Consider the following 23,894-nt stretch of genomic DNA (forward strand, 5'->3'; position numbering starts at 1 on the left):
GCATGACATTTCTGGTTGAACTGCTGATTGCGTTCTTTCTGATCGTCTCGGGTATTTTCGGCTTTGTCGGATCTTATGGAATGATCAAACTGAAAGATCCGATGTCACGCCTGCACGCGCCCACCAAGGCGACAACACTGGGCGTGGGCGGCGTCTTGCTGGCCTCGATCTGCCATTCGGTTCTGCTAGAGGGTAAGCTGTCGCTGCACGAATTGCTAATCACCCTGTTCCTGTTCCTGACCGCGCCGATCACAGCTCTGTTCATTGCCAAATGGCACATTCATCGCCATGAAAAACCCAGCGATCTGCCGGATGCGGGCGAAGATGAGCTTTGGGCGACTCACGCGGTCGAACAGGTCGAAGACGTCCCGGACCACACAGCGAACTAGAACCCATGCATATGCCTCCGCTTCCCCTGACCCGTGATCTGGTTCTGATTGGCGGCGGCCACACGCACGCGTTGATGCTGCGCAAATGGGGCATGGACCCCCTGCCCGGCGCACGGGTTACGGTGATCAACCCAGGCCCCACCGCGCCTTATTCGGGCATGTTGCCCGGCTTTGTCGCGGGGCACTATGACAGGGCAGAGCTGGACATCGATCTGGTTCGGCTGGCCCGGTTTGCCGGTGCGCGTGTCATTCTTGGCAAGGTGGAAGGGATCGATCCTGACCAGCATGAGGTTCATGTACCGGGCCGACCGCCGGTGGGTTTCGATGTGGCCTCGATCAACGTCGGGATCACCTCGGACATGCCCGCGATGCCGGGGTTTGCGGATCATGCGGTCCCTGCCAAACCGCTGGGGACGTTCGCGTCGCGATGGGCCGAATACCTTGCCGGCAGCGAAGCTGCCTCGGTTGTGGTGATCGGCGGGGGTGTTGCGGGGGTGGAACTGGTCATGGCTATGGCCCACGCCCTGCGCACCAAGGAGCGAGCGGGTCAGGTGACACTGATCGACAACACTCAGGCCCTGACAGCAACCAGCGAAAAGGCAGGCGCAACCATCCGTCAGGCCATGGCCGACCTGGGTGTCGAACTGATCGAACAGGCCCAGATCGCGCACATTGCTGCGGATCACGTCACCCTGCAGGATGGCCGCGACATCCCAGCCGCTTTTGTCACCGGAGCCGCAGGGGCTCGCCCCTATGAATGGATGGCTCGGTCGGGATTGGACCTGCACGACGGGTACATCCGGGTGAACGGGTTTCTGCAGTCCAGTGACCCGGCAATCTTTGCGGCTGGCGATTGCGCCCATTTGTCCGACAATCCACGCCCAAAGGCCGGGGTGTATGCAGTGCGCGAAGCCCCTGTTCTGTTCGACAACCTTCGTGCCGCGCTGGGGGCCGGAAAGATGCGGCGCTATGTGCCGCAGAAGGATTACCTAAAGCTGATCTCACTGGGTGGCAAATCTGCGCTGGCTGAACGGCTGGGCACCTCGTTCAGCGGGCGTATGATGTGGGCTTGGAAAAACCATATCGACCAGAGCTTTATGAACAAGTTCCGCGACCTGCTGCAGATGGGGCGCCTGGCTTTGCCTCGCCACCATGCCGCAGGCCTGCACGAGGCGGTGGGCGACAAACCCATGTGCGGCGGCTGTGGGGCCAAGGTCGGGCGCGGTGCGCTGCGATCTGTACTGCAAGGCCTGCCCGCGCCGGATCGCGCCGACATTACCCCCCTACCCGGAGACGACGCCGCCCTGCTGATGACCGGCGGTGCGCGGCAGGTGATGACCTCGGACCATTTGCGCAGCTTCACTGATGATCCCGCCCTGATGACGCGTATTGCAGCGGTTCATGCGCTTGGGGATATCTGGGCGATGGGTGCCAAACCGCAGGCGGCAACTGCAACAATTATTCTGCCGCGTATGTCACCGTCTCTACAACACCGCACCATGGCCGAGATTATGGCCACCGCAAGCGACGTTATCCGCATGGCCGGGGCTGAAATCGTCGGCGGTCACAGCTCGATGGGGGATGAGATGACCATCGGTTTCACCCTGACCGGCCTATGCGAGAACGACCCGATTGCCCTGTCTGGTGGCCGGGTCGGTGATGCTTTGATCCTGACCAAACCGCTGGGCAGCGGCGTGCTGATGGCGGCAGAAATGGCGGGGCTGGCCAACGGAGCCTGGGTGGCCGAGGCTTTCCGCCAGATGGTACACCCACAGAGCGTGGCCTCGGGCATTTTGGCTGGGGCCCATGCGATGACCGACGTGACCGGCTTTGGTCTGGCAGGACATCTTTTGGGCATATGCGAGGCTTCCGATTGCGGGGCCGAGCTGGACCTGGGTGCCATTCCGCTGATGCAAGGCGCGTTAGAGCTGAGTGCGAAAGGCACCCGGTCAACAATATTCAACGACAACCGCACCATCGCCCCTGACCTGCCATCGGGTGACAAGGTTGATCTGCTGTTCGACCCTCAAACCGCCGGAGGGTTATTGGCAGCCGTGGCCAGAGATACAGCTCAGCGGCTATGCGAAGACCTGCGACACGCGGGATATCCGGCGGTGGTGATTGGTCGCCTGACGGATGTGCCGGGGCTGCGCCTTCAAAGCTGATCCAAAACCCGTTCGATACGTGCAGCGGTAGCGTTTAGCCCCGCCTTATCCAATGCACAGGCATCAATCCGGGCAAGGACCTTTGACGGCCGCACGCGGCTGGACTTGGCATAGGCCGGGTCATAGTGCTGCTCCATCAAGGCCCGCGTCAGCGCATGTTTGTCACCGGCGTCGATCAGTTCAAGCCAACCATCAACCACCTCATGTCCCCGATGAGACCGCAGCGGCGACAGGCAGTTTTGCAAACGGTCTGCGTCTGACAGGATGTCGTTGTAGGCGGTCACCAGATAGGCTGTTCGCGCGTCGGCCGAAGCATTGATCTGAATACGCGGCGCGCTGCGCAATGCCGCCCACACGGATGGCGGCAAAATCAACCCGCCGATTTTCGAGGACTCTGCCTCGACCACCACGGGGCGCGCCGTGTCACACCTGCACAGAGCAGCGGCCAGCGCGGATTCAAACGCTTTTTGACTGGGTTGCCCGCCGGGCATCTCGCCCAGCAACGACCCACGGTGATTGGCCAGCCCTTCAAGGTCAAGAACCTGCACGCCGCGTGTTTTCAGGTGGACCAAAAGCTCTGTCTTGGCAGTCCCAGTATAGCCATCCAGCGCGACCAACCGGTGGCGCAATGGGTCTTGGTAAAGATGTTGGCTGACCAGGCGACGATAAGTGCGATAGCCGCCCTCTACCACCTCTGCCCGCCAACCGATCTGCTGCAGCATCCATGTAAAAGACCCCGATCTCTGACCGCCGCGCCAGCAATAGACCATTGGCTTCCAGCCGCCCTCGTGATGCGACAGGCTTTGTTCGATGTGATTGGCCGCGTTGCGAAACACCAGCGCCGCACCCAATTTTCGCGCCAGAAACGGGCTTTGCTGAACATAGATTGTTCCCACGCGAGCGCGCTCTTGGTCGTCGAGCACCGGCAGGTTGATGGCACCGGGCAGATGATCTTCGGCATATTCCGCCGGGCTGCGCACGTCGATTACCGTGTCGTAATCATGCGCATAAAGGCTGGGCAGGTCAGTGAATTTCAGAACCATGGCAATGGTCTATCTCGCGCAGTTGGGAATGAAAAGACGCGCTGTCAGGTCAGTGCTGGCTCGATCAGGTCCGGCCCGCTGGCCCGGTTCGAATTCACTGCTGGATCAACCCGGTAATAGTCCAGCACACCGTCAACACCGGGCCGCATCAGGGTTGCGGCCCCTTTGCCCACCTCGCCTAGCCAGAGCGGCCAATCGTCCGGCTCCAGGATCAGAGGCATGCGGTGGTGGATCGCGCTTAGGTAAGTATTGGCCGGGGTCGTCACGATGGCACAGGTCCCTTGCCGTGCATCCTCGGTGCCCCAATCCTGCCAAACCCCGGCAAAGGCAATCGGCGCGCCGTCCTTGCGGTGGATGTACCATGGCAAGCGGTCGCCCTTTTCCGTCTTGGTCCATTCATAGAACCCAGTCGCTGCGATCAGGCAGCGCCGCGCGCGACAAGCCGCACGGAAGGCTGGCTTTTCCGCCAGGGTTTCGGCCCGCGCATTGATCAAGAGTGGTCCTGCGTTTTCAGTTTTGTACCAATGCGGCAGAAACCCCCAGCGCAAGGGATCCAGCTGACGCCCGGATTCCCCGGCACGCACCACATGAACCTGATTGGTCGGGCAAACATTGAAATTTGGCACCGAAGGCAGCGTGTTAGCCGGACGTGCAGAAAACAGCTGCGCCATCGCGTCATTGGGAAGGGTTATTGCAAACCGTCCGCACATGGGTAAAGAACCATAAGTAATCGTTTCATACAGACACAGGACGTCCCCGGGTCATATGCAAAATCAAACAGCGAAAACCCTAAAAAGCAAGGCGGTGGCGGCACTGGAAGCAGGCAAGCTTAATCAGGCGCTGAAAAAAGCCCAGTTGGGAGCCAAGAAGTATCCCAAGGATTCCGATTTCCATGCCATCTCGGGCTTTGTTCTGACCGAGATGAAGCAATACAAGAAATCCATCCCGCATTTCGTTGAAGCGTCCCGGATGAAACCGGACGATCCGCAATTCGTTGAGAATCTGGCGAATGCCCTTATGCAGACCAACCAGATCACAAAAGCGTTGGAATACACCGAACAGAAGCTGGAACAGTTCCCCAACAACCAGGAACTGAACCGCGTCCTGGACGAAATCCATCTGAAGGGCAGCAACTGGCGTGCGATCGTTGAACACACAACCAAAAAGCTTCAAGGTGACCCGGATAATGCCGACCTTCTGTCCACACGCGCAAAAGCTTACGGACGTATTGGTTTTGTGGATGACAACGCGCGCGATATTGACCGGGCTTATGCATTAGAACCCGAAAATGAAAAGATCGCCTATCAGAAGGCCATCAGCCTGCATCAAAGCGGTGACAAGGCAGGATCCAAAGCCATCATAAAGGGGTTAATTGAATCCTATCCTGAACACATTTCAGCCCTCCTGCAGATGTCGACAATGGCCAGCGCAGAAGAAATCCCAAACCTGATGGAGGCCGTCGAATCCGCAATCGCCAACAGCGAACACGACCGGCTAGAGCTTGAGTTTGCCAAGGCTCATCTGATTTCGAAAACGGACGGGTTGGCTGCATCCATGCCACAGTTTGCACGCGCCAACACTGTGCAGCACGAAGGCAACCCCTACGACTTTGCCGAGGAAGAATCAAAACAGGATCAGATCACCGGCCTGTTCCCGATTGGAATAGCCCCCCCGAATTCAGAACTACGCGAGGCACCGATTCCGATCTTCGTGATCGGACAGCCGCGATCCGGCACGACGCTGATGGAAATGATGCTGAGTTCAGTGCCCGATATCGCCGGGTGCGGTGAGCTTACACTGGGCGCTGATCTGTCACGTGAGTTTGAGAAAGGCTCCAAGGCTTTTGGTACAACCGAAGCCGTTGAATACGCGCAAGAGTTCCGCAAGCTGATGCCCCCTATCCCAGAAGGATGTGAGGCGTTTGTCGACAAGATGCCGCATAACTATCAACGTGTTGGCTTCCTGCTGTCGGCCTTCCCAAATGCCAAAATCATCCACATGCTGCGTGACCCGCGCGATGTCGGGTTGTCCAAATGGATCAGGCGGTTCCCGGCCGGTGGGATGCGCTATGCCTCGAACCTACAGGCGATAGCCCATTCGGCGAATATGTACCGTCGCTATATGGCACATTGGGATGCCGTGTTTGGGGACAAAATCCTAACCGTGCCTTACGAAAGGCTGGTGGCTGACCCTGAGACATACAGTCGGCAAGTCGCCTCGTTCTGCGACATTGAGTGGACGGAAACGATGATGCACCCTGAGAAGAACACCAAACAGGTGCGAACAGCCAGTATCGACCAGGTGCGCAACAAAATTTCAACCAAGTCCATCGGTGGATGGCAAAGCGTGTCGGACGACCTTCGGCCTTTGCTGGATGGTCTCGATCCAGCGCTTTGGCCGGAATACGAATTGACTATGTAAGCCACAAAAAAGGCCGCATCCAATGATGCGGCCTTAGTCGTTTTTCCAAAGGTTTACTTCTGCTTGATACGGCCGTCCAAGTATGGCTGATACGGGGCGTTTTCCGCCAGATACTCTGCCGTCACATCCGCCAGATCTGGACCAAAGTCATAGGCGTTTTTGTCATCGCCTTCGAACATGTTGTAGCCATCTCCGCCATTTCGGACATAGTTGTTCGTGACCACCAGGTACGTCGCCGCGGGATCAATCGGCACGAACCCTTCACCGCTTGCGACCATGACGTCGGACACGCGCCCCTCATTCGGTGCAACGGACGCGTCCCAGGCAAAGGTCATGCCTGCGACCTGGGGAAAGCGGCCTTTGACCTCTTCGACCTGGCTCACACCGTTTTCCAGCGCGTCGATGACACCCTGACCGCTGATCTCAAAGGTCGATAAGGTGTTCTGGAACGGCAGCACCGTCAGAACTTCGCCCATTGTCACCTCACCCGGATCGATTGAGGCGCGCAGACCGCCCGAGTTCGCAATCGCGATCTGAACGCCCTGATCGGCGACCCGCGCCAGCATGGCATCGGCGACCAGATTGCCCATCTGGCATTCCTGCACGCGGCAGACCGCGCGGTCGCCTTCAATCGCATCAGCAGAGTCGGCAACCACCTTGTTGCGGATTTCGTCCAGCGGCACAGCCAGTTCGGCGATACGGTCCAGCGCGGCCTGATCCTCGGTCACTGAGTTGTCCATGATCAGCGGCTCACCCGCTGCCTCAACCACGTTGCCGTCATCGTCAAAGGTCACGTTCAGCTCACCCAGGAACTTGCCATAGGCATAGGCCTGAACAATCTGAACACCGTTAACCACGGTTGGATAGGGCCCAGCCGCCTTGTCGGACACGTTCGACAGATAAGTGTTCGAGTGGCCGCCCACGATGACATCTACGCCGGTGGTTTCCTGCGCCACGCGCTGGTCGACCCCGTAGCCCGAGTGGCTCAGCACGATGATCTTGTTCACGCCCTCGCCGGTCAGCCTGTCGACCTCGGCCTGAACTGCAGGAACCGGGTCCGAGAAGGTGATGTTCGGGCCGGGTGAGGCCAGATCGTGGGTGTCTTCCGGTGTCAGCCCGATCAGGCCGATCATTTCTCCGCCAACTTCGATGATCGTTGATTTCTTGATCTTGTCGGTCAACAGTTCTTCGTCGCGGATATCCGCGTTTGACATCAGAACCGGGAAATCCACCGTGTCGACAAAGCCGCGCAACACTTCGGGGCCGTCGTCAAACTCGTGGTTTCCTACGGTCATCGCATTGTAGCCCAGCTTGTTCATGAACTCGGCCGCGACTTTGCCTTTGTAATAGGTATAAAACAACGAGCCCTGAAACTGATCACCCCCATCCACGAGGATCGAGTTTTCGGCCCGTCCCCGCGCGTCGTTCACGGCGGTGACCAGACGCGCAGACCCGCCAAAGCACTTGCCCTCGGCGTTGTCTTCGGCGTCGCAACCGCTGTCATATTTATTGATCGGTTCAAAGCGCGCGTGGAAATCGTTGGTGTGCAGAATCGTCAGCTTGTAATCGGCCGCGGCCATCCCTGCGGTCAGGCCAAGTATCGCGGCTGAAGCCAGGAAACGGGTCAACATATTCAAACTCCCTGTTGTTATTTGTCGCGATGGTGCGCCGCACGGCTGGAAGAGTCAAAGGGGGAAATCCAGCTTGATTCTACCCGTCGCGCGAGGCATCACCACGTCATGCTGATTTACAAGATTTTCCGAGCTGAAGAGTGGGCAACTTTGCAGACACAGGGCGCGTCGGCCGGCGCACCGATTGATGTGGCAGATGGCTTTGTCCATTTCTCAACCGCCAAACAGGCCGCTGAAACTGCGGCCAAACATTTCGCCGGGATCGAAGGGTTGACCCTTTTGGCCTGCGATGCCGAAGCCATGGGTGATGACCTGAAATGGGAGGTCTCGCGCGGTGGGGCCTTGTTCCCGCATCTTTATCGCCAATTCCGCCTGTCGGATGTGGCGTGGTCGCGCCCCTTGCCGTTTGACGGCCAGTCTCACCACTTCCCCGAGGAGATGACATGACCGCTTATGTCGATCCCGATCGCACCCAGTTTGAGGCGTTAAAAGCACTGGACCGGGACCATCCGATCGAGATGCTCAATCTGGTCAAATTCCGTGCCCAGGCGGCCTACCCCGATGGGCACGAACTGGCGGCTACCGGTCTGACAGGTGCCCAAGCCTATCACAATTACGGGTCCGAGACCGCCCCGATCATCGCCCGGCTTGGTGCATCCATACTCTGGCGCGGCCGGTTTGAGACCATGCTGATCGGCCCCGAAGATGAGGCATGGGATGCGGTCTTTGTCGCGCATTATCCAACGGCGCATGCATTCATGGAAATGGTTACCGACCCTGTATACCAAAAAGCGGTGGTGCATCGGCAGGCTGCGGTCGAGACCTCGCGCCTGATCCGCTGTGCGCCGGCACAAGGCAGTGAGGCCTTTGGATGAAACTGACCGAAAAACTGGGACTGGCTGCCCTGCACAAGCTTGATCCCGAAACCGCCCATGGGTTGTCAATCAAGGCGCTGAAGGCAGGGCTTGCACCTGCACCCGGCCCCATAACATCGCCGCGTCTGCGCACGCAGCTTACGGGTCTGGATCTGCCGAACCCTGTTGGTCTGGCCGCCGGGTTTGACAAGAACGGCGAGGTTCTGACCCCTCTGTCCCGCGCAGGTTTTGGGTTTATCGAAGTGGGTGCTGTTACGCCACGACCGCAGCCCGGCAACCCCAAGCCCCGGCTGTTTCGCCTGACCGAAGACAAGGCTGCGATCAACCGTTTTGGCTTTAACAACGACGGCATGGAGGTGATGGCAGAGCGTCTGGCCCATCGCCCCAAAGACGCTGTGATCGGCCTGAATCTGGGCGCCAACAAAGACAGCGTTGATCGGCCCGGCGATTTCGCCAAAGTGCTGGCGCATTGCGCGGCCCATTTGGATTTTGCCACGGTCAACGTGTCCTCGCCTAATACCGAAAAACTGCGGGATTTGCAGGGCAAAGCTGCGCTGAGAGCATTGTTGGGCGGCGTGATCCAAACCCGCAACACGCTGCCCCGCCCCTTGCCGATCTTCCTGAAGATCGCGCCTGATCTGACCAAGGCAGAATTGCAGGACATAGCCGAGGTTGCCGTTGAAACTGGCGTGGATGCGGTGATTGCCACCAATACCACCCTGTCGCGCGACGGTCTGCGCAGCGCCCATAAGGGCGAGGCCGGCGGCCTGTCCGGTGCGCCTCTGTTCGAAAAATCAACTCGTGTTCTGGCGCAGCTCAGCCAACTGACCGAGGGGAAAATCCCGCTGATCGGGGTTGGTGGCATCAGCAATGCCCAACATGCTTACACCAAGATTTGCGCCGGGGCCTCGGCTGTTCAGCTGTATACCGCAATGGTCTATGGCGGGATATCTCTGGCGGCAGAAATCGTGCAGGAATTGGACGGGTTGTTGGCGCAGGACGGGTTTAACTCCGTCGCCCAAGCCGTTGGAAGTAAACGAGAGGATTGGCTGTGATTGAATACTGGCACAACCCGAGATGTTCGAAATCACGCGCGGGGCTGGCGTTGCTGCAAGACAACGGCGCACAGGTTGAGATTCGCAAATACCTCGAAGACGCCCCCTCGGCGGATGAGATACGTGCGGTACTGACCCGGCTTGGCATCCCGCCCATTGCCTTGGTGCGGACGGGGGAAAAGCGGTTCAAGGAACTGGGACTGACCAAAACCACCCCTGTCGACGCATTGATCGTGGCCATGGCCGAAAACCCAATCCTGATCGAGCGCCCTTTGGCCATCGCCGGTGACAAGGCCGCTGTTGGACGCCCGCCTGAGGATCTGTTGGGTCTGCTTTAGGCGATTTGTGCCTCAAGCCGGGGGTAACGCCATCCCAGAGTGACACCGCGCGCGATGTTCAAAACCATCAGTGCTGCCCAAAGTCCGTGATTGCCCAGGGTCGGGACCAGAATGAACAGGGCGACCACATAGACTGCGACCGACAGAACCATCGCGTTGCGCATCGCTCGGGTCCATGTGGCGCCTATATAGATTCCGTCGAACATCCAGCTCGCCACACCGATCACCGGTGCAAGCGCGGCCCAGAACAGATAGTCGCGCGCAGCCATCCTAACTTCGGGCGAAGTGGTCATCAAATCGATCAAGGCTGGCCCGGCCAGATAGAACAGGGCCCCCAGTGCAAATGCGCCCCCCACCCCCCATTGTGAGGCCATGACCGACGCGCGTCGGACCTGATATCGGTCGCGCGCGCCCACAGCGCTGCCGACCAACGCTTCGGCAGAAAAGGCGAACCCATCCAAGGCAAAGGCGGTGATTTCGAGGAATTGCAGCAACACCTGATTGGCCGCCAGGTTCACATCCCCCAGATCAGAGCCGACGAACAGAAACGTGGTAAAAGCCCCCGTCAGCAGCACAGACCGGATCATGATATCTCCGTTCACCTGCATCATACGACGCAACCGGGCGGCATCGAAAATCCGCGGCCAGTCGCACCATTGGTTGCCGTAAAACGCCTCTCGGCACAGCCATAGGCCCAGCGCCAATCCGGTCCATTCGGCAATCAGAGTTGCGATAGCCACGCCTTCGACACCCCAGCCAAGCCCCAGAACGAACCACAAATCCAACAGGATGTTCAGCCCGTTCATCCAAACCTGCAGGACAAAAACACCACGCGTCCGTTCGACCGCGATCAACCAGCCGGTAATGGCAAACAGCGCTATCGTTGCCGGAGCGCCCCAGATGCGGATTTGCAGGTAATCCCGCGTCAACGCCTCGACCTCGGGGCTGGCGGGGGACAGCGCAAACGCCCCCAGAAACAGCCAGACCTGGATCAGAACAAAGAACATCCCCGCCGCGCCGCCCAGCAGCAAGCCGCGCATCAGCAGAGCACCGGTTTCCGCCGTATCCCCCGCCCCGCGCGCCTGCGCCGCAAGACCCGTGGTGCCCATGCGCAGGAACCCGAAGATCCAATAGATCGAGGCCAGGATAACCGCCCCCATACCCACCGCTCCGATGGGTGCGGGCAGCCCCATCTGCCCGACCACACCGGTGTCAACCGCCCCAAGAATGGGAACCGTGGCGTTCGACAGCACGATTGGAAAGGCGATTTTCAACACCCGCCCGTGTGTGAGGGGCGCCGGGGCCTCGTGCATCAGGGTTTCTCTTTTTCGGGCTTGGATTGCGGCATCAGAAAATGCCCGGATGCCTGAGCGTAAGGACGTGCGTGATTGTCCTGCCAGGCTTCGACCCGAACAGAGGCATAACGACGTCCTGCCCGGCTGATGAAGGCGCGGGCATAGGCGTCGCGCGGCAGGCCGGATCGCAGGTAGTCGACCGTGAAATCAACCGTCTTGGGGAACCTGACGTTTTCGGATTTAAGAATGTCCTGAGCATCCATTTCACCGCTTTCGATGCGGGGAAGAAAATAGTCCCAGCTTAAGGTAATGACCCCTGTGACCTCGAGAAACGCGGCTGTGACACCGCCATGCAACGCGGGCAGCAAAGGGTTACCGATCAGCTTTTGATCAAAGTTCAGCACTCCGGTCAGTTCATCCCCACGCCGATCGAAGTCAATATTGAGAAAGCGGATATAGGGTACGCCTTCGACAATCGCGTTCAGCGCCGCATCCCGGCGTTGTTTGACGACCTGCGCAGATTCGGGGATGGGGCGCGCCATCACAGACCCTCCACCGTAAATGACCCCGCAGCTGTGGCCACCGGCAGATCCTGATTCTCATCCATCGCCGTCGCCCGGACAAAGGCGACGTTGCGGGTAATGTGGTAACACGTGGCATGGGTGGTGATGCTCTGCCCCGGTGTTGCTGCCCGCATGTAGTCGATCCTCAGGTCGATTGTCGCCGTACCGCGCGGGGCGGATGGATGGCTCATAACTGCGGCACCACAGCAGGTGTCCAGAGCAGCAAATACCGCGCCGCCATGGATAACTCCGGTCCTCGGATCTCCGACCAGATCCTTGCTGTAAGGCATGGTGATTCCCGCCTCACCATCGCCGATTTTGGTCAGGTTCATACCCAGCGCCTTTGCATGTGGAATCGCTTCGATGAACTGTCGGGCAATTGATACTTTATCGACCATGTACTTGTGTCCCTTCGATTTCTTCTTTTATGAGCGTGTGGCCAGTAAAAGAGCAAGCCCACCTGTTGCGCTCGTTAAAAACAAGCCATAGTCTGTTTCAGAGGAGAACAGGAATGTCCGACAAGCGTTTGTCATTCAAAGAGATGTGTACTGAGTTCGATGTAACTCCACGCACCCTGCGCTACTATGAGTACATAGAATTGCTGCAGCCGGATCGTGAAGGCAGGTCTCGATTCTATGGCCCGCGCGAATGCGCGCGGATGACTTTGATCATGCGCGGCCGCAGGTACGGATTCCCTCTGGAAGACATCCGCCAATGGCTGTTGATCTACGAAGATCAGGGAAATCAGGCTCAGATGGCTGCTTTTGTCGAAGTGGCTGATCAGCAGATGGTTGAACTGCGCAGTCAGCGCCAACAGTTGGACGATGCGATCGATGCGCTGCAGCAGATGCGGGACCAGACCGCTAAGTCATTGGGCTAACTCTCCGACAACCACACTCAGAATTTTTTGCCACATGTGACAGCCGCAGGTCATCGGCGCGGATCGTGGTGTTGCCGCCACCTTCCCGGGTGTTTTCCTGTGCTTTTTCGCAATTCCGTTACGTTACGTCTGAAAATGCGACCCTGTAGGACCTTGACGCAGGCGGATGCCACGTCAACTTATTTGTGACGTAGCGTTTGAATTTCGAGAACGCCAACTCCGTGTTGTAACGTGCGCGACAACTGCGCACCTGCCTTTGATAGACGCCAGTGACGAGAGTGCTGAACCATGACCGAAGACCAGATGACCATTCGTGAAATGTGCGAGACATATGATGTCACACCACGCACCTTGCGATTTTACGAAGCCAAGGAACTGCTGTTCCCGATCCGCGAAGGACAAAAACGTCTGTTCACCAAGCGTGACCGCGCCCGCCTAAAGCTGATCCTGCGCGGCAAACGTTTTGGGTTCAGCCTGGAAGAGATCAGGCAGTTGCTGGACCTGTACCATGTTGGTGACCAGCAAATGACCCAGATGACCCGCACCTATGATATCGCGCGGGATCGACTGGCGGATATGGAATCCCGCCGCGAAGAACTGACCCAGGCCATTGACGACCTGAAAGAGCAGTTGCGTTGGGGCGAAAAAGTCATCGCCTCGATCAAGACCGAAAAGAAAGCCGCCGAGTAACGCACGCGGATCAATCTCCGGACATCTGAATTAAGGGAGCTTCGAATGCCCATCTACAACGCGCCTAACAAAGATACGCAGTTCATTCTGCACGAAGTACTTAACATTTCCGGATCTGACATCCCCGGCTACTCCGAGTTGGAGCCCGAGTTCACTGGTGCTGTGCTGGAAGAAGCTGGCAAGATCGCGACCAACGTCCTGCACCCGCTGAACGTGGTCGGCGACACCGAAGGGTGCCGTCTTGAAAACGGCGTCGTCTATACGCCCACTGGCTTCAAGGACGGGTTCGCACAGATGAAAGAGGGCGGCTGGACTGGTCTGGACATGCCCGAAGAATATGGCGGGCAGAACATGCCCTACGTTCTGGGTACTGCGGTGGGAGAGCTGTTCTCGGCTTCCAACCAGGCCTTCACCATGTACCAAGGCCTGACCCACGGTGCGGCCTCGGCCATTCTGGCACACGGCACCGAAGAGCAGAAAAACACTTATCTGCCCAACATGGTCAGCTGTGAATGGACCGGCACCATGAACCTGACCGAGCCGCATTGCGGCACCGATCTGGGCCTGATGCGCACCAAGGCAGAACCACAAACGGATGGTAGCTATAAAATCTCCGGCCAGAAGATCTTTATCTCGGCGGGTGAGCATGACATGGCCGACAACATCATCCATTTGGTGTTGGCCAAGATCGTGGGCGGCCCCGAAGGCATCAAAGGTGTGTCGCTGTTCATCGTTCCGAAGTACCACGTAAACGAGGACGGCAGCCTGGGCGAACGCAATGGCGCGACAGTGGGCAACATCGAAGAAAAGATGGGCATCCACGGCAACTCGACCTGCGTCATGAACTATGACGAAGCAACCGGTTACCTGTTGGGTGAAGAACACAAAGGCATGCGTGCCATGTTCACCATGATGAACGAGGCCCGTCTTGGCGTCGCCATGCAGGGTCTGGCCCAGGCCGACGCCGCCTATCAGAACGCCGTGGAATACGCCAAGGATCGTCTGCAGGGCCGCGCTGTCACTGGCACGGAAAACCCCGACGGCCCGGCTGATCCGCTGATCGTACATCCCGATATTCGCCGCAGCCTGATGGACCAGAAAAGCTTTGCAGAGGGCGCCCGCGCCTTTGTCCTGTGGGGCGCGACAATGATCGACAAGGCGCACCGCTCTGGCGACAAGGATGCCGATGGCTTGATCTCACTGCTGACGCCGGTTCTCAAAGGTTTCCTGACCGACGAAGGCTATGACATGACCGTCAAGGCGCAGCAGGTCTATGGTGGCCACGGCTACATCGAAGAATGGGGCATGTCGCAATACACCCGCGATGCCCGTATCGCAATGATCTACGAAGGGGCCAATGGCGTTCAGGCGCTTGACCTCGTGGGCCGCAAGCTGGCGCAGGACGGTGGCAAACATGTCATGGCATTCTTTGAGATGGTCAAGACTTTCTGCAAGGAAAACGCGGGCCAGAATGAAGCCTATGACAAAGCCTTCATCGAACCTTTGAAAGCTGCATCCAAGGACCTGCAATCTGCTGGCATGTACTTTATGCAGGAAGGCGTGAAGAACCCAAACAATGCTCTGTCCGGATCCAATGACTTCATGCACATGTTCGGCCATGTTTGCCTTGGTCTGATGTGGGCTCAGATGGCAAAGGCCGCTCAGGAAACACTGGACGGCGGCACATCCGACAAAGAGTTCTACGAGGCCAAGATTAACACCGGTCGCTTCTACATGGCGCGCCGCCTGCCCGCGACGGCGCTGCACCTGGCGCGTATCCAGACCGGCGCAAACACGGTTATGGCGCTGGAGGCCGCAAGCTTCTGATCTCAATCCGGTTCCGGGGACAAGACCTCGGAACCGATCCCTTTCAAGGACCTATCATGCCGAAACGCTTTCGCCTGACCCGTCGCTTTCCGGTCGCCATGACCGAGGACGGCTATCGCAAACTACGAGATTTCGCGCGCGATGCTGGGTTGGACGAAGGTGAAGCACTGTCCTTTTTGTTTGAGAACTTCAACAGCGTCACTGATGAGGAGAAACTGACCCGAAGACTACGCATCTTCAATTCCGAGCTTGAGGCACGCAAGCGCTAAACGTTCATGTCACACCAGATCCAAGGGTGTGTTTTCAGCAAGACGAACCCCACATATCATTGTGGCCGTTCCTGGATGGACCGGTTCGCCTTTCTCGAAACACATGAGTTTCGATACTGACTTTGCGCCTGGGAGGGGTAATTGCTTGACCATTAAGCTGTATTGTTTCGGAGAAAGCGGCAACTCCTACAAGGCTGCGCTGGCGTTGGAAATGTCCGGTCTGGACTGGCAGCCGGTCAATGTGGATTTTTTCAATGGTGCAACCCGCACTGCTGAATATCGGTCCGAAATCAATGAGATGGGCGAAGCACCTGTCCTAGTCGACGGTGATTTCCGCACCAGCCAATCGGGGGCTATACAGGCATATGTCACTGAAACATCAGGCAAATTTGGCGGCAAAACCCGAGAAGAAAACTACGACATTTTCCGTTGGGTTCTGTGGGACAACCACAAACTCAGCTCAATGGCGGGGCTGACCCGGTTCCTGATCAATTTCCTGCCCGAAGAACACCGCAACGCAGATGTGATTGCCTTCAACCAAGGTCGTCTGAAAGCCGCTTATCAGGTGCTGAATACGCATCTGGATGGCCGCGACTGGATTGTCGGAGACGGCGTCACCAATGCCGATCTCAGCTGCTGCGGCTACCTCTATTATCCTGAACCTTTCGGCTTTGACCGCGCCGACTGGCCCCATATCGATGCCTGGCTGACCCGCTTGTCCGAGCAGCCCGGCTGGAAACACCCCTACGACCTGATGCCCGGCAAACAGCCGGATCGAGCTTAAGGAGAGCACTATGACCGAAGCTTATATCTATGATGCCCTGCGCACCCCGCGCGGCAAGGGCCGCAAAGATGGCAGCCTGCACGAACTCACTGCAGCACGCTTGTCATCCCTGACCTTAAACGCCGTAAAAGAGCGTAACAATCTGGAAGGCCATGCCGTCGAGGACGTGATCTGGGGCAACGTGACCCAGGTCATGGAACAAGGCGGTTGTCTGGCGCGGACGGCTGTTCTGGGCTCGGACCTGGATGAATCCATCCCCGGTCTGGCCATCAACCGTTTCTGCGCGTCCGGCATGGAAGCCGTGAACCTGGCCGCGAACCAGGTCAAGGGCGGCGCAGGCGACGCATACATTGCAGGCGGCGTCGAGATGATGGGCCGCGTGCCTATGGGCAGCGATGGTGCCGCGATTGCGGTTGATCCCTCGCTGGCGATGAACACCTACTTTGTGCCGCAAGGTATTTCGGCTGACATCATTGCCACTGAATACGGGTTCTCTCGGGATCAGGCCGACCAATTGGCGATGGAATCGCAGCGTCGTGCGAAAGAAGCTTGGGATGACAACCGCTTTTCCAAATCAGTCATCACTGTAAAGGATCAGAACGGCCTGACTATTCTGGACCATGACGAATACATGCGCCCCGGCACTGATATGCAAAGCCTTGGCGGCTTGAACCCGGCCTTCCAGATGATGGGCGAACAGATGCCTGGCTTCGACAAGGTGGCGATGCTGAAGTACCCGCATCTGGAAAAGATCAATCACATCCACCACGCGGGCAACAGCTCGGGCATCGTGGACGGCTCTGCTGCGGTTCTGATCGGCAACAAGGAGTTTGGTGAGAAATACGGCCTGAAGCCACGCGCGCGCATCAAGGCGACCGCCAAGATCGGCACAGACCCGACCATCATGCTGACTGGTCCGGTTCCGGTGACCGAGAAGATCCTTGCCGACAATGGCATGCAGATCAGCGATCTGGACCTGTTCGAGGTGAACGAAGCCTTTGCCTCGGTTGTTCTGCGCTTCCAGCAGGCCTTTGATGTCGATCCGGCACTGGTCAACGTCAACGGCGGTTCGATCGCGATGGGTCACCCGCTGGGCGCAACTGGTGCGATGATCATCGGCACGCTGCTGGATGAGCTTGAGCGTCAGGACAAGGAAACCGGTCTGGCTACGCTCTGCATTGCATCCGGCATGGGTGCGGCGACCATTATCGAGCGCGTCTGATGCCCAAGCTGGATCTCTCTCAGATTCCGTTTCAGGGCGGCTCGGCCTATCCCGGTAAACTGGCTGAGGCGACCGCAGGTCGCTTTGCCCAGCGCGTCGGCGATGCGGGCGGGCTGACCCATTACGGTGTCAACATCGTGCGGCTGGAACCGCAGGGCATGTCCTCGCTGCGCCATTACCATATGGAGCAGGACGAGTTTGCCATCATGCTCAGCGGCACCTGTACGCTGATCGACGACGATGGCGAGCACGAGATGCAGCCCGGTGATTGCGCCGCATGGCCCGCAGGTGAGGCCAACGGCCATCACCTTGTGAACAACACCGATGCGCCCGCGACCTTTCTGGTGGTGGGCACACGGACCCCGACCGAGACCGGCTATTACAGCGATATCGACATGATGGTGAAGGATGATGAAAACGGATTCGCCTTCACCCGCAAAGATGGCAGCCCGCTGACGGCTGACCAGATTGGAGATGACAATGACTGATTTCACTCTGACAAAAGGCGACGACAGCGTCGCCCTGATCACCTGGGATGTCCCGGGCAAATCCATGAACGTGATGTCCTTTGACGGGCTGGCACAGCTGGGCGATTGCATCGATCAGGCACTGGCCGATGATGCGGTCAAAGGCATTGTCATCACGTCAGGTAAAGAAGGCTCCTTTGCTGGTGGCATGGACCTGAACCTGCTGGCGGTGATGAAGGAAGAGGCTGGCGACAACCCTGCCAAGGGCCTGTTCGAAGGCACCATGAAAATGCACGCCCTGCTGCGCAAGATCGAACTGGCCGGCATGGACCCCAAAACCAAGAAGGGTGGCAAGCCGATTGCCGCCGCCCTGCCCGGCACCGCCGCTGGTATTGGGATGGAGTTGCCGCTGTCCACGCACCGCATCTTTGCGGCCGAAAACCCCAAGGCCAAATACGGCCTGCCCGAGATCATGGTCGGTATCTTCCCCGGCGCTGGCGGCACCACTCGTATGGTTCGCAAGGTTGGCGCCATCGCTGCGGCTCCGCTGTTGCTGGAAGGCAAGATGCTGGACGTCAAAAAGGCCAAAGGCGCAGGCTACATTGACGAGATTGCCGCCGACCCGGTGGCCGCAGCCAAGGAGTGGGTGCTGAACGCCAGCGAGGCTGACATCGTCAAGCCATGGGATGCCAAAGGCTATAAAATGCCCGGCGGCGCGCCCTATCACCCTGCTGGCTTTATGAACTTCGTCGGTGCCTCGGCCATGGTGAACGGCAAGACACAAGGTGCCTTCCCGGCTGCCAAAGCCTTGCTGAGCGCGGTTTATGAAGGGGCGCTGGTCGATTTCGACACGGCGCTTAAGATCGAGGCCCGCTGGTTCACCTCCGTACTGATGAACCCGTCCTCGGGTGCGATGATCCGCTCGCTGTTCCTGAACAAGGAAGCGCTGGACAAGGGTGCCGTGCGCCCAGCAGGTATCCCCGACCAGTCGGTCAAGAAGATCGGCGTTCTGGGCGCGGGGATGATGGGCGCGGGTATCGCGCTGGTTTCGGCGCAGGCCGGGATGGAGGTTGTGCTGATCGACCGCGATCAGGAAGCGGCTGACAAGGGCAAGGCCTATACCGAAGCGCATCTGGACAAGGGCATCAAGCGCGGCAAGACCACCGAAGAGAAAAAAGCGGCCATGCTGGGGCGGATCACCGCAACGCCTGATCTGAACCTGTTGCAGGGCTGTGACCTGATCATCGAAGCCGTCTTCGAAGACGTTGGCGTCAAGGCCGAGATGACCAATAAGGTCGAGGCGATCATCCCCGAGGATTGCATCTTTGCTTCGAACACCTCGACCCTGCCGATCACCGATCTGGCCGAGGCGAGCGTCCGTCCGGATCAGTTCATCGGCATCCACTTCTTCTCGCCGGTTGAGAAGATGTTCCTGGTTGAGATCATCAAGGGCAAAGAAACCGGTCCTCGTGCCGTTGCCAAGGCGCTGGATTATGTTCGCCAGATCCGCAAAACGCCGATCGTGGTCAATGACGCGCGGTTCTTCTACTGCAACCGCTGCATCATTCCCTACATCAACGAAGGTGCCCGCATGGTCACCGAGGGTGTCAGCCCCGTGCTGATCGACAATGCGGCGCGTCAGCTGGGCTTCCCGGTTGGTCCGGTCACGCTGACCGACGAAACCTCGATCGATCTGGGCGCCAAGATTGCGCGCGCAACCAAGGCGGCTATGGGCAACGAATATCCCGAAAGCCCGGCGGATGACCTGATCTTCTGGATGGAAGGCGAAGGCCGTCTGGGCCGCAAGTCCAAGGCCGGATTCTTTGACTATGACGAAAAAGGCAAGCGTCAGGGTTATTGGAAAGGTCTGCAGGACAAATACCCGCTGGTCGAAGATCAGCCCGATCTGATCGAAGTTCAGGAACGTCTGATGTTCGCGCAGGTTCTGGAAGCCGTTCGCGCACTGGAAGAAGGTGTTGTGGAAGATATCCGCGAGGCCGACGTGGGCGCGATCCTGGCCTGGGGCTTTGCGCCTTGGTCAGGCGGTCCGCTCAGCTGGCTGGACATCATTGGCGCGCCTTACGCTGCCGAGCGGTGCGACCAACTGGCCGAAGCCTATGGCGACCGCTTTGCCTGCCCGGCGCTGCTGCGTGAGATGGCTACAAAGGGTCAGGCATTCTATGACCGCTTCGCCCCCGAGGCAAAAGCGGCCTGATAAAAAAACGCTGGCGCATCCCCAAATGCGCCAGCGTTCTTTCCAACTGTGTGTCCGGATGGACCCGACGGTCAGATCATCGCAACAGGACGGCCTGGCCGCCCTGGTCGGCGTGCACCACGAACGGGCCGCATAGGCATAATCGGGTGCTCCATGATTGGTGCGGGCAATGCCCCCAACGAATTCGCCAGCGCTGAAATATCCCCGTGTTTTGCTGTCTGATAGACCAACTCAGCTGCCGCTTCGCCTGCCGCCACTGTATAGCTTTTGGTGCCGGACATGCTGCCCATGCCAAACCGGCCAGACGGGCAAAAGGCCCGAAGCCCACCTTCGATGTAGATCACCTCATCCTTGTCGAAAAACAGGGTGCTGATATCGAAATAGGACGATGGCGTATCCGAGATAATGCGAAACGTCCCGCTCAGTAATCTTGCTGGAACAATCGGCATGCTGACCGGAAGGCTGATAGGATCATGGTTCAGTTTCGTGTGATCCAGGGCCACCCCTTGTTCCGGCATGATCCAGACCGGGCGCCCATTATACGCTGCGTGTGACGGGATGCGGATTGGCAGGTTCTCAGGTGAGGCTTCATCAGATGGCACCACAATGCAATCCGTTGCAACGCGGCTGATCCGTTTGAAACCGCTGTCCAGTGTGCGAACCAAATCCCCGGGTTGCAGATCTTCGACCAGCCTCCACCCGTTGTTGGTCGCAACTGTGGTTCCATGGACAAGCCCACCCCGGCGCGCGTTCAGGGCAAACTGAGGCTCACCCTTGTCCTGGTAACTCGGACGTTCTTCAAAACCTATGACACTCTCTACTTTCAACACGACCGAACCCACCTATTACTCACAACTACTGGTCAAAATGACTAACACAGGTTAACCGGCGCCGACTTATTTTTGACATATTGAGGCCAGATTTAGGCCGTTAAAGCCCTAAAAATACAGGTATTTTCAAACAACACCTGTATTTTTTGGCGCATTGATCGCCAATTGGAAACTATGCGCCTTGTGCCGGATCGAACGTATACCCGAATCTGCGGATGTCTTCGGCACAGGCTGATGCTACAGCTGCGGCGGTCTCAGCGGTATAGTACTGGCGATAGCCTTGGGTGCGGTCAGACCGGTTTGCATGCGGCAAGCTCACGCGGAATCCCAAATGGTCGAACACGGGTGCTGCGTCCTGTTCGAATTGCTCCAGCCGGATATAGGCGTGGCATTGTTCAACCCCGTCCGCACGGGTCATGTATTGGCGCGCCGGATTTTGTGCAACGGATCGCAATATGTCCGGATGCAGGACAAACTCGCCAAACTGCAGGTATTTGGCCAAGGAAACGGCGGCATGGTCAAAGCTTTGGACGCGCAGCCAGCGGTAATAGCTGACGATCCGGTCCCAGGGGTTGCGCACCATGGTGAAGGCGGTCAGAGATTGCAGCTCCTCATTGGTCAGCACGCCGTCGATATCGGCCAAGGTCGAATGTTTCCACAACCGGCCCCTGCCCCGCAGACCTTTGACGCGGTTACGGCGCTTGACAGCCTTGGGTGTATCGCCAATCAAAATGTCGTCCTTATGCGCCCGATCTTCCAAAGCCATAGCCAGCGAAGTACCTCCCGTCTTCGGGATATGAACAAAGACATACGCGCGGCCAGAAGAGATAATCACGTGACCTCCTCCGGCTCGGGTGCACGCCCCGCTCGCCAGCCCAGCAGCGCTCCGGCCAGGGCAATCAGCGCGATACCGGCGATCTGTATGACACCGATGGCTTGCCCAAACGCAGCCCAGGCAAATAGCGGGCCGAAAATCATTACCGAGTATTCAAATACCGCCACGTAAGACGGCTCTCCGATCTGGTAGGCCTTGATCAGCATAAAAACCGCCGCTGTAGACCCAACCGCCTGCACCACAATCCATGGCACGGCCGGGCCTATCTGCCAGACCCAACCCCGGGTCACGAAGCCATCCGGACCATCCGATACCGGCAGCGGATAAACCACCAACGCGACCACACCAATCGCACCTGCCAGCCCCAGTGTAATGACCATGGCGGCCAGCAGCGCCACCGTGCTTTCCTGTGCGCAATGGCTGCGGGTAATGATGGCGCTAAGTGCATAGAACAACCCTCCGGCCATCGGTAAAAGGGTCAGGGCGTCAAATTCATATGGGTTCAGTTGCAGCACGATCAGAATGCCTGAAAATCCGGTCAGAACGGCCAGAATACGCCACGGCCCTATTTTTTGCCGCAGAACCAGTGCCGAGATCAGCAGCACAAAGATCGGTGACGTAAAAAGTCCCGCCAAAGCCTGCGCAATCGGCATCAACGCCAGAGAGGCAAAGTAACACAACATGGCCAGTGTGATCAGCACGCTGCGTAGAACAACTGGCCCAAGCCGTTTGGGCCGCAGGCCGCCAAACCCCAACAGGGACAGTCCAACAATCAATGGCAACATCAGCACCGCCCGGCTGAGATGGAACTGCCACAGCCCGATTGTCTCGGCCAGCAGGATCACAACGTTGTCGACCACTCCAATGATCGCCATCGCGCTGATCATCAGTACCGACGCCAATACCGGTGAAGTCTGAGTATCCGCCTGCATTCCCTGCCCCGGTTGTGAAATTGCGTCGGCAACCAGATTTACCGCGCGTCGTGATATCCAGCACGTTTCTCGAACAGGGCGCAACAGGTTTGCGCCTTTTGATTTTAGCGTGTTAAGCTGAGACAAAATAAGTACGAGCACACCTCACCTTGAAGACGGCACTTAAACAGTACCAGCGGATCGAAGCCACCGGTCTGTGGCGCCCCTCGCCCGATGTTCAACGGCGCGAGGTCGTGGTGTCGATTGGCGAGGCCACTCTGACGATCTCAGATTTCAATGAACAGGCGCTGACGCATTGGTCACTGGCCGCGTTGGAACGTCAAAACCCCGGTACTTTCCCAGCCATCTTCAACCCGGATGGAGACCCGGACGAGACGCTAGAACTGGAAGAAACCGAAACAACGATGATCGAGGCCATCGATCGCCTGCAACATGCGATCGACCGGTCCCGACCGCATCCCGGACGGTTGCGCTGGCTCAGCGTAGCCGGAGTAATGGCCGCCGTTGCCGCGTTGCTGCTGCTTTGGATGCCGATTGCATTGAAGACCCACGTTGTTTCAGTCGTGCCCGAGATCAAGCGACAGGATATCGGCGATGCCATCCTGAACCGGATTGAGCGTGTCTCGGGCCGCGCCTGCACGTCCGAAGACACGCAAGCGGTCTTGGATCAGCTGGCGACACGTACCGGTGTGCGCGCGGTGGTGATTCTGCCAGCCGGGGTTCAAAGCAGCCTCAGCCTGCCCGGCGGGATCGTGTTGCTGAACCGAGCGCTGGTCGAGGACCACGAGGATCCAACAGTAGCAGCCGGTTACATCATTGCTGAACGTGCCCGGTCCGAGGCACAAGACCCCCTAACCGATCTGCTGGACCGCACTGGGGTTACAACCGCATTCCGTCTGTTGACGACCGGAGAGCTGACCTCTGAGATTGTCGATACCTATACCGAGCAGATGCTGTCAGACCCGCGCCCATCCCTACCGGATGAGGATTTGCTGGCGGTGTTCGCCCAAGCCGCGTTGCCGTCTACACCTTATGCCTATGCCAAAGATATCACCGGCGAGACGGTCCTGGGCCTGATTGAGGCCGACCCGATGGCAGGCCGTCCCACGCCGCAGGTTTTACCGGACCGCGATTGGGTTCGGTTGCAAAACATCTGCGGCGGCTAGGT

The 23,894-nt window shown here is 58.3% G+C and carries 25 protein-coding genes; 16 read left to right on the forward strand and 9 right to left on the reverse strand.

Annotated features, from left to right (window positions below):
* Positions 1-2: 2 nt before the first annotated feature.
* Both RUM8411_RS02485 and selD read left to right on the forward strand, forming a co-directional pair.
* Positions 3-389, forward strand: coding sequence for a Na+/H+ antiporter subunit G (locus RUM8411_RS02485; protein WP_085821024.1), 387 nt, complete (start codon positions 3-5; stop codon positions 387-389).
* A 5-nt stretch (positions 390-394) separates the two neighbouring features.
* Positions 395-2,554 (forward strand): selenide, water dikinase SelD, encoded by a 2,160-nt coding sequence (selD, locus tag RUM8411_RS02490; protein WP_085821025.1) that lies wholly within the window; start codon positions 395-397, stop codon positions 2,552-2,554.
* On the opposite strand, the gene mnmH is transcribed toward selD, so the two are convergent.
* Both mnmH and RUM8411_RS02500 read right to left on the reverse strand, forming a co-directional pair.
* Positions 2,545-3,597: a tRNA 2-selenouridine(34) synthase MnmH gene (mnmH, locus tag RUM8411_RS02495; RefSeq protein WP_085821026.1), complete on the reverse strand. Its 1,053-nt coding sequence runs from the start codon at positions 3,595-3,597 to the stop codon at positions 2,545-2,547. The two genes, selD and mnmH, sit on opposite strands and share 10 nt — an antisense overlap.
* Before the next feature lie 44 nt (positions 3,598-3,641).
* Positions 3,642-4,307: an SOS response-associated peptidase gene (locus RUM8411_RS02500; protein WP_085821027.1), complete on the reverse strand. Its 666-nt coding sequence runs from the start codon at positions 4,305-4,307 to the stop codon at positions 3,642-3,644.
* A 55-nt stretch (positions 4,308-4,362) separates the two neighbouring features.
* Between RUM8411_RS02500 and RUM8411_RS02505 the strand changes: the two genes are divergently transcribed.
* Positions 4,363-6,018 (forward strand): tetratricopeptide repeat-containing sulfotransferase family protein, encoded by a 1,656-nt coding sequence (locus tag RUM8411_RS02505; RefSeq protein WP_085821028.1) that lies wholly within the window; start codon positions 4,363-4,365, stop codon positions 6,016-6,018.
* A gap of 53 nt (positions 6,019-6,071) precedes the next feature.
* On the opposite strand, the gene RUM8411_RS02510 is transcribed toward RUM8411_RS02505, so the two are convergent.
* Positions 6,072-7,649 (reverse strand): bifunctional metallophosphatase/5'-nucleotidase, encoded by a 1,578-nt coding sequence (locus tag RUM8411_RS02510; RefSeq protein ID WP_085821029.1) that lies wholly within the window; start codon positions 7,647-7,649, stop codon positions 6,072-6,074.
* A 108-nt stretch (positions 7,650-7,757) separates the two neighbouring features.
* Here RUM8411_RS02510 and RUM8411_RS02515 point away from each other — a divergent pair, with 108 nt between their 5' ends.
* The 4 genes from RUM8411_RS02515 to arsC are packed head-to-tail and all read left to right on the forward strand — an operon-like array spanning position 7,758 to position 9,917.
* The gene (locus tag RUM8411_RS02515; RefSeq protein ID WP_085821030.1) at positions 7,758-8,096 is read left to right on the forward strand and encodes a DUF952 domain-containing protein; all 339 of its coding nucleotides are present in this window, start codon (positions 7,758-7,760) and stop codon (positions 8,094-8,096) included.
* Entirely contained in the window at positions 8,093-8,524 is a 432-nt protein-coding gene (locus RUM8411_RS02520) for a DUF1330 domain-containing protein (protein WP_085821031.1), read from the forward strand. The genes RUM8411_RS02515 and RUM8411_RS02520 overlap by 4 nt, the downstream gene beginning before the upstream one ends.
* A complete protein-coding gene (locus tag RUM8411_RS02525) occupies positions 8,521-9,579 on the forward strand; it encodes a quinone-dependent dihydroorotate dehydrogenase (protein ID WP_085821032.1) in 1,059 nt (352 codons plus the stop codon). Before RUM8411_RS02520 ends, RUM8411_RS02525 begins: the two co-directional genes overlap by 4 nt.
* Positions 9,576-9,917, forward strand: coding sequence for an arsenate reductase (glutaredoxin) (arsC, locus tag RUM8411_RS02530; RefSeq protein WP_085821106.1), 342 nt, complete (start codon positions 9,576-9,578; stop codon positions 9,915-9,917). The genes RUM8411_RS02525 and arsC overlap by 4 nt, the downstream gene beginning before the upstream one ends.
* Here the strand turns inward: arsC and RUM8411_RS02535 are convergent.
* Genes RUM8411_RS02535 through RUM8411_RS02545 form a run of 3 tightly spaced genes read right to left on the reverse strand, consistent with a single transcriptional unit; the run spans position 9,914 to position 12,173 of the window.
* Positions 9,914-11,230, reverse strand: a complete 1,317-nt coding sequence (locus RUM8411_RS02535) for an MATE family efflux transporter (RefSeq protein WP_085821033.1) — start codon at positions 11,228-11,230, stop codon at positions 9,914-9,916. The genes arsC and RUM8411_RS02535 overlap by 4 nt on opposite strands.
* Positions 11,230-11,754: a PaaI family thioesterase gene (locus tag RUM8411_RS02540; RefSeq protein WP_085821034.1), complete on the reverse strand. Its 525-nt coding sequence runs from the start codon at positions 11,752-11,754 to the stop codon at positions 11,230-11,232. Before RUM8411_RS02540 ends, RUM8411_RS02535 begins: the two co-directional genes overlap by 1 nt.
* Complete coding sequence (locus RUM8411_RS02545; protein WP_085821035.1) at positions 11,754-12,173, reverse strand: PaaI family thioesterase; 420 nt, start codon at positions 12,171-12,173, stop codon at positions 11,754-11,756. Before RUM8411_RS02545 ends, RUM8411_RS02540 begins: the two co-directional genes overlap by 1 nt.
* A gap of 113 nt (positions 12,174-12,286) precedes the next feature.
* Between RUM8411_RS02545 and RUM8411_RS02550 the strand changes: the two genes are divergently transcribed.
* The 8 genes from RUM8411_RS02550 to RUM8411_RS02585 all read left to right on the forward strand — a co-directional run bounded on the left by RUM8411_RS02550 (position 12,287) and on the right by RUM8411_RS02585 (position 20,129).
* Positions 12,287-12,655: a MerR family transcriptional regulator gene (locus tag RUM8411_RS02550; RefSeq protein WP_085821036.1), complete on the forward strand. Its 369-nt coding sequence runs from the start codon at positions 12,287-12,289 to the stop codon at positions 12,653-12,655.
* Positions 12,656-12,943: 288 nt separating this feature from the next.
* Positions 12,944-13,345 (forward strand): MerR family transcriptional regulator, encoded by a 402-nt coding sequence (locus tag RUM8411_RS02555; protein WP_085821037.1) that lies wholly within the window; start codon positions 12,944-12,946, stop codon positions 13,343-13,345.
* Positions 13,346-13,390: 45 nt separating this feature from the next.
* Entirely contained in the window at positions 13,391-15,172 is a 1,782-nt protein-coding gene (locus RUM8411_RS02560; protein ID WP_085821038.1) for an acyl-CoA dehydrogenase C-terminal domain-containing protein, read from the forward strand.
* Positions 15,173-15,228: 56 nt separating this feature from the next.
* Positions 15,229-15,441: a hypothetical protein gene (locus RUM8411_RS02565; protein ID WP_085821039.1), complete on the forward strand. Its 213-nt coding sequence runs from the start codon at positions 15,229-15,231 to the stop codon at positions 15,439-15,441.
* Between the two features lie 145 nt (positions 15,442-15,586).
* Positions 15,587-16,225, forward strand: coding sequence for a glutathione S-transferase family protein (locus tag RUM8411_RS02570; protein WP_085821040.1), 639 nt, complete (start codon positions 15,587-15,589; stop codon positions 16,223-16,225).
* A gap of 10 nt (positions 16,226-16,235) precedes the next feature.
* Positions 16,236-17,447 (forward strand): acetyl-CoA C-acetyltransferase, encoded by a 1,212-nt coding sequence (locus RUM8411_RS02575; RefSeq protein ID WP_085821041.1) that lies wholly within the window; start codon positions 16,236-16,238, stop codon positions 17,445-17,447.
* The gene (locus RUM8411_RS02580; RefSeq protein ID WP_085821042.1) at positions 17,447-17,935 is read left to right on the forward strand and encodes a cupin domain-containing protein; all 489 of its coding nucleotides are present in this window, start codon (positions 17,447-17,449) and stop codon (positions 17,933-17,935) included. Before RUM8411_RS02575 ends, RUM8411_RS02580 begins: the two co-directional genes overlap by 1 nt.
* Positions 17,928-20,129: a 3-hydroxyacyl-CoA dehydrogenase NAD-binding domain-containing protein gene (locus tag RUM8411_RS02585; RefSeq protein ID WP_085821043.1), complete on the forward strand. Its 2,202-nt coding sequence runs from the start codon at positions 17,928-17,930 to the stop codon at positions 20,127-20,129. Before RUM8411_RS02580 ends, RUM8411_RS02585 begins: the two co-directional genes overlap by 8 nt.
* A 71-nt stretch (positions 20,130-20,200) precedes the next feature.
* Here the strand turns inward: RUM8411_RS02585 and RUM8411_RS02590 are convergent, their stop codons facing one another.
* The 3 genes from RUM8411_RS02590 to RUM8411_RS02600 all read right to left on the reverse strand — a co-directional run bounded on the left by RUM8411_RS02590 (position 20,201) and on the right by RUM8411_RS02600 (position 22,726).
* Positions 20,201-20,959 (reverse strand): Hint domain-containing protein, encoded by a 759-nt coding sequence (locus RUM8411_RS02590; protein WP_234995113.1) that lies wholly within the window; start codon positions 20,957-20,959, stop codon positions 20,201-20,203.
* 172 nt (positions 20,960-21,131) lie between these two features.
* On the reverse strand, positions 21,132-21,794 hold the full coding sequence (locus RUM8411_RS02595; RefSeq protein ID WP_085821044.1) for a sulfotransferase family 2 domain-containing protein: 663 nt from the start codon (positions 21,792-21,794) through the stop codon (positions 21,132-21,134).
* Positions 21,791-22,726 carry a DMT family transporter gene (locus RUM8411_RS02600; protein WP_085821045.1) on the reverse strand — a complete coding sequence of 312 codons (936 nt, stop codon included), beginning with the start codon at positions 22,724-22,726 and terminating at the stop codon, positions 21,791-21,793. Before RUM8411_RS02600 ends, RUM8411_RS02595 begins: the two co-directional genes overlap by 4 nt.
* A 149-nt stretch (positions 22,727-22,875) precedes the next feature.
* On the opposite strand from RUM8411_RS02600, the gene RUM8411_RS02605 reads away from it, so the two are divergent.
* Positions 22,876-23,892, forward strand: a complete 1,017-nt coding sequence (locus tag RUM8411_RS02605) for a hypothetical protein (RefSeq protein ID WP_085821046.1) — start codon at positions 22,876-22,878, stop codon at positions 23,890-23,892.
* Positions 23,893-23,894: the final 2 nt, after the last annotated feature.

It is taken from the genome of Ruegeria meonggei (assembly GCF_900172215.1).
GTDB lineage: Bacteria > Pseudomonadota > Alphaproteobacteria > Rhodobacterales > Rhodobacteraceae > Ruegeria > Ruegeria meonggei.